Origin of the sequence: Citrobacter sp. Cb023 (assembly GCF_030336805.1) — a bacterium.
GTDB lineage: Bacteria > Pseudomonadota > Gammaproteobacteria > Enterobacterales > Enterobacteriaceae > Citrobacter > Citrobacter braakii.
The window spans coordinates 533,211-545,160 of the sequence record NZ_JAOWCV010000025.1 but is presented as its reverse complement, the minus strand read 5'-3'; the positions used below and the strand labels follow the sequence as shown (position 1 = coordinate 545,160).

The following is an 11,950-nucleotide window of genomic DNA, read 5'->3' as shown; positions in this document are numbered from 1 at the left end:
AGGAACAGGTTTTCCCACGGTTGCCATGCGACGCTGCTCATGCCGCTTTACCATGGCATTTTATTTTCTGGATCTCAGATTCCAGATCCGCAAGAAAGCTCTTAACTTCAGATTCGATTTCTCGCGCAAGTTCTTCATCGAAATTAATACGCTTCTTGAAATACGCGAGATCAGGCGGCAAGCGATCATCGAAACTAACGAAATCACACCATTTCCGCCCGGTGCACATCATCTGTGCATGCATTTGCAGCATGTACTGGCGCTTTGGCTCACCTGTTTTCAGCGTTTCAAGATGGGTCCAAGTGTTGGGGCATTTGATTTCGATAAGCCCGTCGTCGTTAACAAGTCCGTCCGGGCTGGCTGCGAATCCATAGATGGCTGGGTGATCGATGAGTCCAACTTCAGTGATTTCAGCATCGAACTCATTTAGCGCATACATCTCACGGGCTACTGGCTCCAGTTCGGTACCTCGCATCATCGCGGCATTCGAAAACCCTTCCTCCATCTTCCCGGTCAGCCGTTGGCAAATCAGATCTGCCATGTAGTTCTGGCGGCTGGCGGAGTAGCCAGACTTAGTACGGGCCATGACATCAGCCAGGCGACTGGCTGTGACCTTGCCGCAGCGCGCAGCAAACCATTCAGGGGTGCGTTGTTCCATCATTCAGCCTCCATCTCTGCGACATTGACAGGTTCGGCACTGTCGACTGCAAGACTCATGTCATACATGCGGCGCTTCTCAACTGCGCCGATCACCTGTTTCTCTTCTCCGCTTAACGCCACCCAGAACTCCTGATACTTGACGGTACCAAGACGCGCGGCAGACTCACCTTTTGCGATTAGTTCCGGGCGACGGCTATCTGATTCATGGCCCACGTGAACCTCTGCCGTTGTTCCTTCAATAACTCTCTCTGCCTCGTCCTGATCGAAGATGCCAGCGAAACCAAAGGCCAGGCGCGCGCACTGGATAAGCGTCTTGTGGCGAAGCATGCGGGTAGGGTGGGACTGCCAGGGTTGAGTATTACGTTTACATTCGCCCATGTACTCGGTGACGATGGTCGGGTGCTTACGGTCTTTGCGGTAAATCTTGCAGGTGCATGCGCCTTCTTCTTTGTCGTAAGAGAATTCCATGCCGTCAAACTGCGGGTGCTCGTTGATAATACGCGCCCATCCATCGACGCCGACTACCGGGACAATCCCGCCTTTATCGGGGAAGGCGTAAATCTCTTTGGTCCATGGGTTCAGACCGTACTGGTTGGCGACGATCAGCAGGGCTGTAAACTGTTCGTCCGTTACGTTGCCACCTTTAAACGCTGTATTCTTCAGCGTATTCATCAGGTCTGTACCGGCATCCATTCCGAGGCGTGCTGCCAGTTTCCCGGCCATGGTGGAAAGTGCAGTGCTCATTGTTAATCCCCTCAAAAATTAAAACGGGCAGCCGGTACGGTGTTCCCAGTCGTGCTCCGCCTGGGCGTAAGCAACTGCCGAAATGAAATCGTTGTAGACCTCGCCAGCTTTATCGCTGCGAAGTCCTTCGTATGGGCTGGAATCAATCGGGACCGTGAAGTGGAAGAGGCCGGACGGCTCTTTTGGCATCATGTCAATGATTTGCTGCGCCCGGTCGTCGATCCACTTCTCTTTCTCTTCGGTGAGTTTCTGCTCAACCCATCGCCGATCTTCGATGCGGTCGTAAGTGAGGAATGCGTTCATGATTGCCTCAGTAATGGATTTTCGCGCAAGGGATCAGGTCATCTTTCAGAGCGGTAAGCACTTCGATAGCCTGTTCGCGGGTTAAGCTGGTGTTGCTGGTGAGCGCGTTAACGATGTTGGTGCCGACCGTCTTGCGGTGCTTCACGTCGGCTTCACGTTTTGCCTGCTCATCGGCTTTGCGTTTCTCTTCGGCCAAGCGCGCTGATTCCTTCGCTTCAGCTTCACGCTTAATGCGATCGGCTTCTTCCTGAGCTTTGCGTTGTTCCGCTTCAATGGCTGCTTTCTTCTCTGCTTCAGCTTTCGCAGCGGCGTCTTTAGCTTCCTGCTCAGCGCGTTCTTGTGCTTGCTTAGCCAGTAATTCAGCCTGAGCTTTTGCTGCAATCGCATCCTCTTCGCGTTTCTTCGCTGCCGCCAGTTCAGCTGCCGCTTTCTCTTCGGCTTCGCGCTTGGCCTGTTCTGCCGCCTGACGCTTTAACTCTTCTTCATGAGCCAGTCGCTGGCGTTCGGCTTCTTCAGCTTTCTCTTTGGCTTCACGGTCATGTTTTTCGTTCATGAGTAGGGCAATTTCGTGGTCGGACTCAAACCGCTTACGGTCTTCCTCTGCTTTAATCTTGGCGGCCTCCTCTGCCTTAATTCTTTCCTGCTCGGCTTCCCACTCGGTTAGCGGTCGGCGCACTTCATCTTTCAGCGCGTCCAGACGTTCACGAACAATGCGGCGACTCTCATCAATCTGCTTTGGCAGCGCTTTCAGTTCTGCTACAAGGTCTTTACCAGCGTTGTCGATATACGTTTTGGAACGCGCGACCTTGTGAGCCATTGACGCGATAGCATCACGACCTTTCTTGGTAGATACATCCGGTACCAGGCTGCGAGCTTCTTTCTCGATTTTTTCAATGATGGGATCGAGTTGCTCGTTATTGGTGAATACAGCCATTGCACTCGATTTTTCGATAACGACTAAATCCGTTACTTCACTCATGGTCTCTCCTGAAATATGGTTGTGCGCTTCCCGTCTGCGATAGCCGGACGAGTAGGGGGAATGGTGTGGAATTAGTGCTGGATAGGGTTGCCGCGTCCGTCGAGAAGGACGTCAATTACGCAGTCAGTGAGTCGGATAATCTCTGCATTGGTGTGCAGGTACACCCATTTTCTCTCCTGGATGACTGCTGAAACGCGATAGGTGCGGCCCTCGTGAAGCGCCATCATTCCAGGCATTACGCACTGGCGAATCATTGGTGTCGTTCCGTAATGTGAAATCATGATTTACCCTCCACCTGCTGCAATAACCCGGCAATGTGCATCTGCCGGCGGTTCATTGTTATTTTCTCTCGAGGTTTGTCGACGGATACAAATTGCCACTCGTTGTCGTTGAGTTTTGATGCGTGGTACAACTTGCCGTTGTGGGTGACTGTCATGATGCCTCCCGAGCGCGGAGCATTGCGTCTGCCATTTGATAGGCATTCAATGCCACTTCATCAGCATTACCGGCGATTACTGGATGCTTGTTGTCATCAGGGTAACTGGCAAGCCAGCCTTGTAATGCCTTAGCCGCAAAGTAGTCACGAATGGAAATTCCGTTGCTGTATCCCTCGATAGGGAAAGCGGCACCTTGTGCCGGTGTATTTGTCATAATCATCTCCGCGCTTAAGCCGCGCCGCTGAGCTAAAGACCTCTGCATGCAAAATAATAATCTTTGCTACAGAATCGTTAAGCGGTGGATAGCCGCCATTCATAACTAAGCGTCCTCTGAGAAGCCGCTGAGGTATGAGGCAATAAAAAACCCGCAGGAGCGGGTTAGTCGTCTTCTTCTCTTTCAACCGTTGTTGCTAAGTCTTGGTTAACCTCAACCGTCTGGATAAAGCATTCATCATCAACGTCCTCATACTGCTCTCTGAAGCTATCAGCTAGTGATGACACAGGATTCCATCGACACCCTCCTGCTGCATGCTCGGCATCACCATCAGACCCGCAATCCCAAGTAGAACCATTAGGTTCACGCTCAACAAAACCGACGCATTCCGTCTTTTGCGGATTCCAGACTAAAACAACCTTTGCCATCGCCTTACCCTCTGTTTGTATCGTGAGCTAATAAAAAGGCCGCCAGTTAGGCAGCCTGTTTGATTTCCAGATTTTTCAGCGTTGCTCCAGCTATCCATGACCAGTACATCCAGTGGTCACGCGCATCGCCTTCATCTTCCGCTTCAATAACCCGATCGAACTCTTCATCATTCCACTGGCCGGTACATCGAAAGCAATTACCTTCCATTGCCTCACCTCATAAGTTAATTAACGCGCCGGATAAATGCTTTTAGTCTTACCGCGATGCCCAGCAGCGTATAACGCAACATCTGGCAAGCAAGCAGATCCGCTTGTATTGCTGTCACGCAGACTACCGAGCGAAGTGGCTCTGTCTACGCGACTCATATCATGTTTAACTGTCTGTGACGCGTTCTGAGAAGCCTCAGCGCGACGCTTAGCCATTAGAGCGCCACGTTTCAGATAACGCCGTGTAACGCTGTTGCTTGCGATTAAGTTGGTCATACATCCTCCAGTGGTTGCTTTGGTGATTGGATGGCCGGTGCTGAACCACGTCCGGCATTGATGATTTCTCGCTAGGTAAACCTGCCTCTCACCATTTTGCGAACCGTTCCCAGGCAGCTTGAGCTTTATCATCTTGACGTCTCAGCGCATCAGCCTGCGCATTCATCCAATCCCAAAGCAACTTCCTTTGGGCCACACTCTCGCAGTGGCGGCGCTCATGCCCTTGAGTATCTGTCGCGTCTTCGCCGCTAATAACCGGTGCGCATCTGGCGTTCGCGCTGCTTTACCGGAGTTTGTTTTGATATAAGAACCTTGACCCATCACTACACAGGCTCGCTCAGTGGCGACTCAGGGCAGCATCACGACTACTGCATTGCCTTTCGGCTGCGGTCTAACCGCGTTAGTGCACCATTTGGCACCTCCTGTTTGGTTAAACTTTTCTCTCCCACAAGGGCGGGAGAAGTAACCCCATCAGTGTTAAAGAGCTGAGACTCAATTCCTTGTCTCGGTGGTGCGTCCTGCTGATGGGATAAAGATACAGATAAAACTGTATTATCGTCAACAGATAAAACTGTATTAATTTTTATGGATAACATATGTATCTGTAAAATATTGAGATTTATTTTTTGTATAGGCGTAAAAAAACCGGCCTAAGCCGGTTCTTTCGGTGATGGCATGTGGTGCTAGCGCTTGCGTCGATAAATTCTGTGTTCAATCATCACACCGATGATTGTCAGGGGCTGGATGCTGCTGTTAATTACAGGGTAATCATCGTTCAATGGAACAAGTTCAAAGTGCTGACATCCATTCATATCAGTAAAAGTAGGGCGGTACTTTTTGAATGTGGCCTGATCACCACCATTTTTAGCCACTACGAATTCACCAGGAACCGGCTCAACTTCAGGATCGACGATAATCACATCACCAGCTTTGAAATCTGGTTCCATGGAATCACCTTCAATGCGCAGGGCAAAACTGTGCTCTGACAAATCAAGATCGGTAAGGATGTACTCTAAGCTGCCATCGAAGGCCTCTATTGGGTTCTTCTCAGCTAAGGCCCCAGCTTGCACATAACTAATCAAAGGAACTCTCCTGCTGTTCACTTCGGCTATTGGCATAAATGCGCCACCGTTCATCAACCAGTCAGCATCACAACGCAATGCCTTGGCTATACCAATTATATTCCGTGGCTTGAGAGTTTTCCCGTCTTCAATGCTCTGCCATGACTGCTGACGGATCCCGGCCTTCTCAGCCGCCTCTGTCTGCGTCAATCCGAGCTCAGTTCTTTTTTGTTTTACTCGTTCTGCAAGGCTCATAAATACCTCTTTCTGTGTGCCTTGATAGTCACAGCTAAAACTGTAATTGACAAACAGAAATAACTGTCACAGAATACAGATAAAACTGTGGAGGTGATATGGAAACAATTTCTCAGCGCCTCAAACAAAAACGTGAAGAGATGAATCTGTCTCAATCCCAGCTGGCAACATTAGCAGGAATGAAACAGCAGTCCCTTCAGGCCATCGAGGCAGGGACAACGAAGCGTCCACGTTATTTGGTTGAGTTGGCTCGTGCGCTTAAGTGCGATCCGGAATGGCTGCTCTTCGGCGACAGTCGCCAAGCTCAGCACTAATTCAAAAATAAGAAACACCGCTCTTTAACATTGCTGCTCATCCTCTCCGCCCTTGTGGAGATAACAACTACGCATCACAGGATGCGCATTAACTATTTCAACACCAAAGGAATTATCTATGAAGGAACACGCAAGTTACAGCAAACCAACACAGCGAGATGTAGATCGAGCTGAAACTGACTTACTCATCAACCTCTCAGCTGTTACCCAGCGAGGGTTAGCTGAAATGGTGGGGTGTCATGAATCGAAGATAAGCAGAACGGACTGGCGGTTTATTGCAGCGGTTTTGTGCTCGTTCGGTATGGACTCTGATATCAGTCCAATTAGCCGGGCATTTCATCATGCGTTAAACGCTATCGCAAAAGATAAAGCGCCCAGCTGCGGTAACAGTCTGGACGCCTAAAAGCACAGTGTCATGTCAACAAAGTTGCAGGAGTAATTATGGCAAAGCGTAAGCAGAAATACCAGGAAAATGAGGAGCGTCGCTATCCTGATTCACCTGACGGACTAATTGTTGCTGCATCAAAGAATCAGGCGTTCGCTGAGCGCCTTGTTGGAGTAATCCGGATCGCAATGGCTAAGTCAGGAGTGAAGCATGGGCGTCGTTAAGCAATTAGCAGACTACAGGCCATCACTGGAGGCCGTGGAGCGTCAGGTGGCAGATCTCGATGATGGCTACACGCGAACCGCTAATGCACTGATGGAGGCCGTCATGCTGTCAGGCCTCACTCAACACCAGTTGCTGATTGTGATCGCTGTGTGGCGCAAGACATACGGATACAACAAGAAGATGGACTGGATCGGCAATGAGCAATTCGCCGCTCTGACCGGGATGGCGCCAACTAAATGCTCTACTGCAAAAAACGAGCTTGTCAGGATGGGAGTTCTTACTCAGACAGGTCGTCAGGTTGGAATGAACAAGAACATATCCGAGTGGAAAACAAAGGTTAACGGAATTGGTAAAACATTTACCGAATCAGTAAAGAAAACCTTCACCAAAACGGTAAATAGTGATTTACCGAATCAGGTAAACACAAAAGACAATATCCAAAAGACAGAAATAAAAGATACCCCCTTACCCCCTGACGGGGGCGACGATGGGCAGGAAAAACTTGAACGTCGCAAACCAGAGAGAATCGACTACGAATCTTTCCTGGAAGCCTACAACGCTGAAGTTGGCGAAAGACTCCCACACGCTGTGGCAGTCAACGAGAAGCGCAAGCGGCGCCTGAAGAAAATCATTCCCCAGCTTAAAACACCAAACGTCGAAGGGTTCAGGGCATACGTCCGGGCTTTCGTGCATCAGGCCAAGCCGTTTTACTTTGGCGATAACAACACTGGATGGACGGCGGATTTTGATTACCTGCTGCGGGACGATACGCTGACAGGTGTTCGGGAAGCAAAATTTGCTGACAGGGGAATGGCATGAGACAGGACATCGAAGCCAGCGTGATTGGCGGGTTACTTCTCGGCGGACTTACCCCGGCGGCAACTGACGTTCTCGCCCGGATTGATGCTGAAGCGTTCACCATCCCACTCTACCGGAAAGCCTTTGAGGTGATCCGCAAACAGGCAAGAAATCGTAAACTGATTGACGCTCTGATGGTCGCTGAGGAATGCGGGGATCAGCATGCTACCGATGTGATGATGACTGCCAGAGCATGCCCTAGCGCTGCAAACCTGACTGGTTACGCAGATATGCTGGCAGACCAGCATCAGCGCAGATTGTTCCTGCACGCCATAGACGAGCTACGCGGCGACGTGAGCAACGGAACTCTGGACGGTGCAGCATCAGCAATGGACGAGCTAATGCGCCGCCTGAGCACCATCAGGAAGCCAAAAGGCGAGGTTAAGCCAGTTAGGTTGGGAGAAGTCCTGAATGACTATGCCGAAACACTGGAGAACAGGCTTAAAAACGGTGAAGAGTCGGACACCATGAAAACCGGTATCGACGAACTGGATGCGATTACCGGCGGAATGAACGCTGAGGATTTGGTGATTATCGCTGCCCGTCCGGGTATGGGTAAAACTGAGCTGTCGCTGAAGATTGCTGAAGGCGTGGCGAGTCGACCGCTTCCGGGAACTGACACCTTGCGCGGGGTGCTGATTTTCAGCATGGAGATGAGCAACCTGCAGATCGCCGAGCGAAGCATTGCAGGACGCGAAAACATGTCGGTCAGTGTTCTGCGCAACCCGGCAAACATGGACGACGAAGGATGGGCGAGAGTTTACAACGCCATATGTCACCTGAAAGACCTTGATGTCTGGATGGTTGACGCATCCAAACTGACAGTCGAAGAAATCCGCAGCATTGCAGAACGGCACAAGCAGGAAAACCCGGCGCTATCACTCATCATGGTTGACTACCTTGGCCTGATTGAGAAGCCAAAAGCAGAGCGAAATGACCTGGCTATAGCGCACATATCCGGCAGCCTGAAGGCTATGGCTAAAGACCTTAAGACGCCAGTTATCTCTCTCAGCCAGCTATCCCGTGAAGTTGAGAAGCGGCCTAACAAGCGACCGGTTAACGCGGACTTGCGCGACTCAGGAAGCGTAGAGCAGGACGCAGACTGCATCATCATGCTCTATCGAGAGGCGGTATACGACGAGCATAGTCCCGCGGCGAAATTTGCAGAAATCATCGTTACCAAAAACCGTTTTGGATCGCTTGGCACTGTGTATCAGCGATTCGTTAACGGTCACTTCATGCCATGCGATCAGGATGAGGCCCGCATGATTTCAACCAGCAATACTTCAACTGGAAAGCGTTATGCCAAAGGAGCAGACGTATGAGTTTCAAAGAAGCACGTAACACCCGGGAAATTATCGAAGCTGAGTACCCGGAATTCCCTGAAACCATCCTCCACGCTGAATTATGCCGCGCATGTGCTCGTGTAGACGGTCGCAGCATCAAGCAGTCGCTTAAGGCCTTTGCGCTGGCGCGTATCGAAAAGGTTGATAGCAAGCCACTTAAAGGCGCACTTGAGCAGATGGCACCCAGCATGTTTCCAGAGACAGAGATAGCCCGTATCCGATCCTGTGTAGGTCGCATGGAGTCGGCACTGGTTAAGACATTCGGAGTGAAGCGAGCATGACCTGCATTCGAATACCTAACGGAATTATCTGCACGTATCCAACTTACCGTTTGCGCCTTGAAGACGGAACCTGCGTTTTCATGTCATGGCATGACTACTGCGGGCCAGAGTTTTATCGAGACAAAAACGAACGTCGCTGGATTGATGAATGGTGGGAAAACCCACTCATTGTAAAGGCGCTCGATTGGTTCACCGGCAGAGGAAATCGCGCATGACTGAAGCCTACATAGCAGAGCTATCTGCAAGCGTGGCCGTGATAGTCGGCATTTTTTATGCCCGGAGGAAATGGTGAAGATTCGTTGCTTAATCGGTTTACATAAGTGGGTTCTGTTTAAGAAAGAGCTCCATCCTTATCAATCTATAACTGGGTTGCAGCCAACCATCATCTTTCACTACGGCTGCAATGGCTGCGGCAGAAAGAAAGAAGAAATCCGGGAGGAAGGTTACTGGCACACCTTCAAACCTGAACATTTAAATCATGAAATTAAATAGCAAAAACATCGATTAACAGGCTCGCATCGCGGGCCTTTTTTATGAGGGTAGGATTATGACCGTATGCGAAATGGAAGGTTTTCTCCGTGGCAAATGTCTGCCCGGAGACATGAAAGTCAATGAAACCCATGCGCAGTATCTGGTGCGAAAGTTCTCTGAGTTGCAATCACAGAGCGCGGACCTTGCATTACAGCTCGCTAACGCCGAGAGCAAGTGCAGGGAACTGGCGGCGGAGAATGGTCGATGCAAATTTGAAATTTCACGCTGCCACCAAACTGTCGATGAGATGTTCAAAAATCGCGATAAGTGGGTGGATAAAGAGTGGCTGTCTGCAATCTGGTCAACGTCAAAGCGCCTGATGAATGAAACCCCAGCTACCGACGCTTTCCTGGCTGAAGTGCGGGCGCAGGGTGTGGAGATGTTTGCCAAGAATGCGGAGGGTGCTGAACAAGGAAACGGACTGATGAAAGCAATCGCACGACGCGCCACTAAGTTCGCCGACCAACTTCGCAAAGGAGCCGCGCTATGAGCATTGTCGACGATTCACATCTGACCGACGAAGTGGTTAACGCCGCTTTCGAAGGTACCAATTTCGGTCGTACTGACTTTCGTACCATTCTGGCTGAAACAGTTATGAAGCGGGCATCTGGTTATCACTCTGGATATACGGCAACGACTATCTGCATGAACCTCGGGCTGCTTAGCAAGAAGAACCAGAGCGCAACCAAACTTGGCCTGACGTTCGCATTCCATCACTACTACAAGCCATGTGTGCGTAACGCACTGATGCCAGTTCAGGAGGCAGCCCAATGACAGCACTCAACAAACAGGCGCTGCGCCAATTAGCAACTGATGCGCACGAGCTTGGCATCATCAAGCGTTACACAAAAGGCATCGAGGCCAATAAGAGATTCGTTGCCATCGCTACTCCTTTGACCGTGCTGGCGCTGCTGGATGAGCTGGAAGCCGCAGAAGAACGATATGAGGATATGCTCCGACAAGCCCGCTCATTCCGTGAGGCTCACGATTCTGCATCAGAATTAATTCGCAAACTGGAGCGCAATAAGCCTGTTGTGAAGCTACCAACTACTAAATTGTGGGCTGGCAAGGTGGCATGTTATGAGGAATCCGAAATTATCGCGCTACTGACCTCCGCTGGCATTGGCGTGAAGGGGGAGTGAGATGGCGCTGACGAAAAAACAACGTGCAGAGCTACGCATGAAGTTTGGCGGTCGCTGTGCCTACTGCGGCTGCGAGCTTGGCGAGAAATGGCACGCTGACCACGTTAAGCCAGTGATTCGTTTTGATGGGCAGATGCTTCACCAGGAGCGCGACGACATCGCCAATATGGTTCCTGCATGCCACCCATGCAATCTGCACAAGCATTGCAGTAGCCTGGAGGGTTATCGGCGAATTATCGGTGATGGTCGTCGTGAATTCCTTGTTTCCGGGAAAGGCAAAGCGCTAGTTCGTATGGGATTGGTTGAAATGAAATCTGACCCAGTGGTGTTCTGGTTCGAAAAATATCAAGAAGGGGCTACTGCATGACAACTAACAACCACCCGGCGAACGGTCCTGTATCACTCGATCGCCTGCACCAGATAAGCGAAATACTCAGCAAAGCAGCAGCACAAAGCGACGGCGGTAATCTCGGCTACGCAATGGCTGATGCTGTGAAGGTTATTGATGTGGCTATTGCAGCGTTTGGTGCAGAGCCTGTGGCGTGGACGGAAAAATGCGAAATCACCAATATGCAGGCTACCGGTCTATATCTTCGCGGTTTCCCTGATAATTCACAGGGGCGTGATATCGCGCTCTACACCGCACCGCCAGCTCCGGTAGTGCCGGATGAGCTGCTGAGCATGGCTGCTTCAGCGATAGAAGACCTTCTGGAGCACACAGACCCCAGCACTAGTTATTATTCCGGCGTGTGGGCTGATGTGCCTGGTAAGTTACGCGACGCCATGCTTCAGGCTGGCAACTCTCCGGTAACTCCGGATGGTTGGAAGGTAGAGGCAGAGCAACTGGCCGAGATACATGGCTGCAGTTTTGTTGTGTTCAGGCATGGCGAGGAACCTCAGTGCGCTGACCCTACAAAGGTAATCCTCTCGTTCTCGGACGAAGGTCTTGGGCATCATTCAGCAGCACCGCAGCAGGAGGTGAACCGTGGCTAAATTTAGCACCATTCAGGAGTTAGCAGGGTATGACATGGAGCATGGCCGTGCGCTGATGAAGCGTTACTGGAATTCATCATCACTTCCAATTCGAGAAAAGCGGCAAAACATGCCTAGGCTATGTGTATTTCGTCGGGATAGGGTACTGCGAAGATTGATGAGTAATGATATGAATGCTTTTGTTAATCGCATAACTGAATTCTCATCCTCTGCAACGTCAAGCAACATTACCCACTCTCAAAATTAATGTTATAATTATGTCGCAGTCGGATTGAGCACCCGGCTGTGACCTCTGCATCTGATTGGGAAAT

Annotated in this window: 24 protein-coding genes; 13 read left to right on the top strand and 11 right to left on the bottom strand. The window is 50.6% G+C overall.

Features of this window, described 5'->3' with window-relative positions:
• Positions 1 to 37: 37 nt before the first annotated feature.
• The 11 genes from OGW44_RS04030 to OGW44_RS03985 form a co-directional block, all read right to left on the bottom strand.
• Positions 38 to 661, bottom strand: coding sequence for a lambda exonuclease family protein (locus OGW44_RS04030; protein WP_069219605.1), 624 nt, complete (start codon positions 659 to 661; stop codon positions 38 to 40).
• Positions 658 to 1,404 (bottom strand): phage recombination protein Bet, encoded by a 747-nt coding sequence (bet, locus tag OGW44_RS04025; RefSeq protein ID WP_069219606.1) that lies wholly within the window; start codon positions 1,402 to 1,404, stop codon positions 658 to 660. The genes OGW44_RS04030 and bet overlap by 4 nt, the downstream gene beginning before the upstream one ends.
• 18 nt (positions 1,405 to 1,422) lie before the next feature.
• On the bottom strand, positions 1,423 to 1,707 hold the full coding sequence (gene gamL / locus OGW44_RS04020; RefSeq protein ID WP_069219607.1) for a host nuclease inhibitor GamL: 285 nt from the start codon (positions 1,705 to 1,707) through the stop codon (positions 1,423 to 1,425).
• Positions 1,708 to 1,714: 7 nt separating this feature from the next.
• Complete coding sequence (locus tag OGW44_RS04015; RefSeq protein ID WP_185655164.1) at positions 1,715 to 2,686, bottom strand: coiled-coil domain-containing protein; 972 nt, start codon at positions 2,684 to 2,686, stop codon at positions 1,715 to 1,717.
• Positions 2,687 to 2,757: 71 nt separating this feature from the next.
• Entirely contained in the window at positions 2,758 to 2,967 is a 210-nt protein-coding gene (locus OGW44_RS04010) for a cell division protein FtsZ (RefSeq protein WP_185655165.1), read from the bottom strand.
• Positions 2,964 to 3,122, bottom strand: a complete 159-nt coding sequence (locus OGW44_RS04005) for a hypothetical protein (protein ID WP_185655166.1) — start codon at positions 3,120 to 3,122, stop codon at positions 2,964 to 2,966. The genes OGW44_RS04010 and OGW44_RS04005 overlap by 4 nt, the downstream gene beginning before the upstream one ends.
• Positions 3,119 to 3,337, bottom strand: a complete 219-nt coding sequence (locus OGW44_RS04000; RefSeq protein ID WP_185655167.1) for a hypothetical protein — start codon at positions 3,335 to 3,337, stop codon at positions 3,119 to 3,121. Before OGW44_RS04000 ends, OGW44_RS04005 begins: the two co-directional genes overlap by 4 nt.
• Positions 3,338 to 3,501: 164 nt before the next feature.
• Positions 3,502 to 3,765 carry a hypothetical protein gene (locus OGW44_RS03995; protein WP_185655168.1) on the bottom strand — a complete coding sequence of 88 codons (264 nt, stop codon included), beginning with the start codon at positions 3,763 to 3,765 and terminating at the stop codon, positions 3,502 to 3,504.
• Positions 3,766 to 3,811: 46 nt separating this feature from the next.
• Entirely contained in the window at positions 3,812 to 3,973 is a 162-nt protein-coding gene (locus OGW44_RS03990) for a hypothetical protein (protein WP_185655169.1), read from the bottom strand.
• 20 nt (positions 3,974 to 3,993) lie between these two features.
• Positions 3,994 to 4,188, bottom strand: coding sequence for a transcriptional antitermination N peptide (locus OGW44_RS25755; RefSeq protein WP_502873897.1), 195 nt, complete (start codon positions 4,186 to 4,188; stop codon positions 3,994 to 3,996).
• Between the two features lie 743 nt (positions 4,189 to 4,931).
• Complete coding sequence (locus OGW44_RS03985; protein ID WP_085049486.1) at positions 4,932 to 5,564, bottom strand: LexA family protein; 633 nt, start codon at positions 5,562 to 5,564, stop codon at positions 4,932 to 4,934.
• Positions 5,565 to 5,662: 98 nt separating this feature from the next.
• Here OGW44_RS03985 and OGW44_RS03980 point away from each other — a divergent pair, with 98 nt between their 5' ends.
• The 13 genes from OGW44_RS03980 (at position 5,663) to OGW44_RS03920 (ending at position 11,886) form a co-directional block, all read left to right on the top strand.
• Positions 5,663 to 5,878 carry a helix-turn-helix domain-containing protein gene (locus OGW44_RS03980; RefSeq protein ID WP_048220906.1) on the top strand — a complete coding sequence of 72 codons (216 nt, stop codon included), beginning with the start codon at positions 5,663 to 5,665 and terminating at the stop codon, positions 5,876 to 5,878.
• A gap of 118 nt (positions 5,879 to 5,996) precedes the next feature.
• Positions 5,997 to 6,281 (top strand): CII family transcriptional regulator, encoded by a 285-nt coding sequence (locus tag OGW44_RS03975; RefSeq protein WP_181634457.1) that lies wholly within the window; start codon positions 5,997 to 5,999, stop codon positions 6,279 to 6,281.
• A 38-nt stretch (positions 6,282 to 6,319) separates the two neighbouring features.
• On the top strand, positions 6,320 to 6,487 hold the full coding sequence (locus OGW44_RS03970; RefSeq protein ID WP_179957925.1) for a hypothetical protein: 168 nt from the start codon (positions 6,320 to 6,322) through the stop codon (positions 6,485 to 6,487).
• Entirely contained in the window at positions 6,474 to 7,307 is an 834-nt protein-coding gene (locus OGW44_RS03965; protein WP_185655170.1) for a replication protein, read from the top strand. The genes OGW44_RS03970 and OGW44_RS03965 overlap by 14 nt, the downstream gene beginning before the upstream one ends.
• Positions 7,304 to 8,671: a replicative DNA helicase gene (locus tag OGW44_RS03960; protein WP_185655171.1), complete on the top strand. Its 1,368-nt coding sequence runs from the start codon at positions 7,304 to 7,306 to the stop codon at positions 8,669 to 8,671. Before OGW44_RS03965 ends, OGW44_RS03960 begins: the two co-directional genes overlap by 4 nt.
• Complete coding sequence (locus tag OGW44_RS03955) at positions 8,668 to 8,973, top strand: hypothetical protein (RefSeq protein ID WP_185655172.1); 306 nt, start codon at positions 8,668 to 8,670, stop codon at positions 8,971 to 8,973. The genes OGW44_RS03960 and OGW44_RS03955 overlap by 4 nt, the downstream gene beginning before the upstream one ends.
• 285 nt (positions 8,974 to 9,258) lie before the next feature.
• Complete coding sequence (locus tag OGW44_RS03950; RefSeq protein WP_185655173.1) at positions 9,259 to 9,465, top strand: hypothetical protein; 207 nt, start codon at positions 9,259 to 9,261, stop codon at positions 9,463 to 9,465.
• 55 nt (positions 9,466 to 9,520) lie between these two features.
• Positions 9,521 to 9,994, top strand: coding sequence for a YfdS family phage-associated protein (locus OGW44_RS03945; RefSeq protein ID WP_260490316.1), 474 nt, complete (start codon positions 9,521 to 9,523; stop codon positions 9,992 to 9,994).
• Positions 9,991 to 10,278, top strand: coding sequence for a hypothetical protein (locus OGW44_RS03940; RefSeq protein ID WP_221774893.1), 288 nt, complete (start codon positions 9,991 to 9,993; stop codon positions 10,276 to 10,278). The genes OGW44_RS03945 and OGW44_RS03940 overlap by 4 nt, the downstream gene beginning before the upstream one ends.
• On the top strand, positions 10,275 to 10,646 hold the full coding sequence (locus OGW44_RS03935) for an ead/Ea22-like family protein (protein ID WP_185655175.1): 372 nt from the start codon (positions 10,275 to 10,277) through the stop codon (positions 10,644 to 10,646). The genes OGW44_RS03940 and OGW44_RS03935 overlap by 4 nt, the downstream gene beginning before the upstream one ends.
• A gap of 1 nt (position 10,647) precedes the next feature.
• Positions 10,648 to 11,013 carry an HNH endonuclease gene (locus OGW44_RS03930; RefSeq protein ID WP_185655174.1) on the top strand — a complete coding sequence of 122 codons (366 nt, stop codon included), beginning with the start codon at positions 10,648 to 10,650 and terminating at the stop codon, positions 11,011 to 11,013.
• Entirely contained in the window at positions 11,010 to 11,639 is a 630-nt protein-coding gene (locus OGW44_RS03925; protein ID WP_278085697.1) for a hypothetical protein, read from the top strand. The genes OGW44_RS03930 and OGW44_RS03925 overlap by 4 nt, the downstream gene beginning before the upstream one ends.
• The gene (locus OGW44_RS03920; protein ID WP_376746174.1) at positions 11,632 to 11,886 is read left to right on the top strand and encodes a DUF7301 family protein; all 255 of its coding nucleotides are present in this window, start codon (positions 11,632 to 11,634) and stop codon (positions 11,884 to 11,886) included. Before OGW44_RS03925 ends, OGW44_RS03920 begins: the two co-directional genes overlap by 8 nt.
• The last annotated feature ends 64 nt before the right edge of the window (positions 11,887 to 11,950 follow it).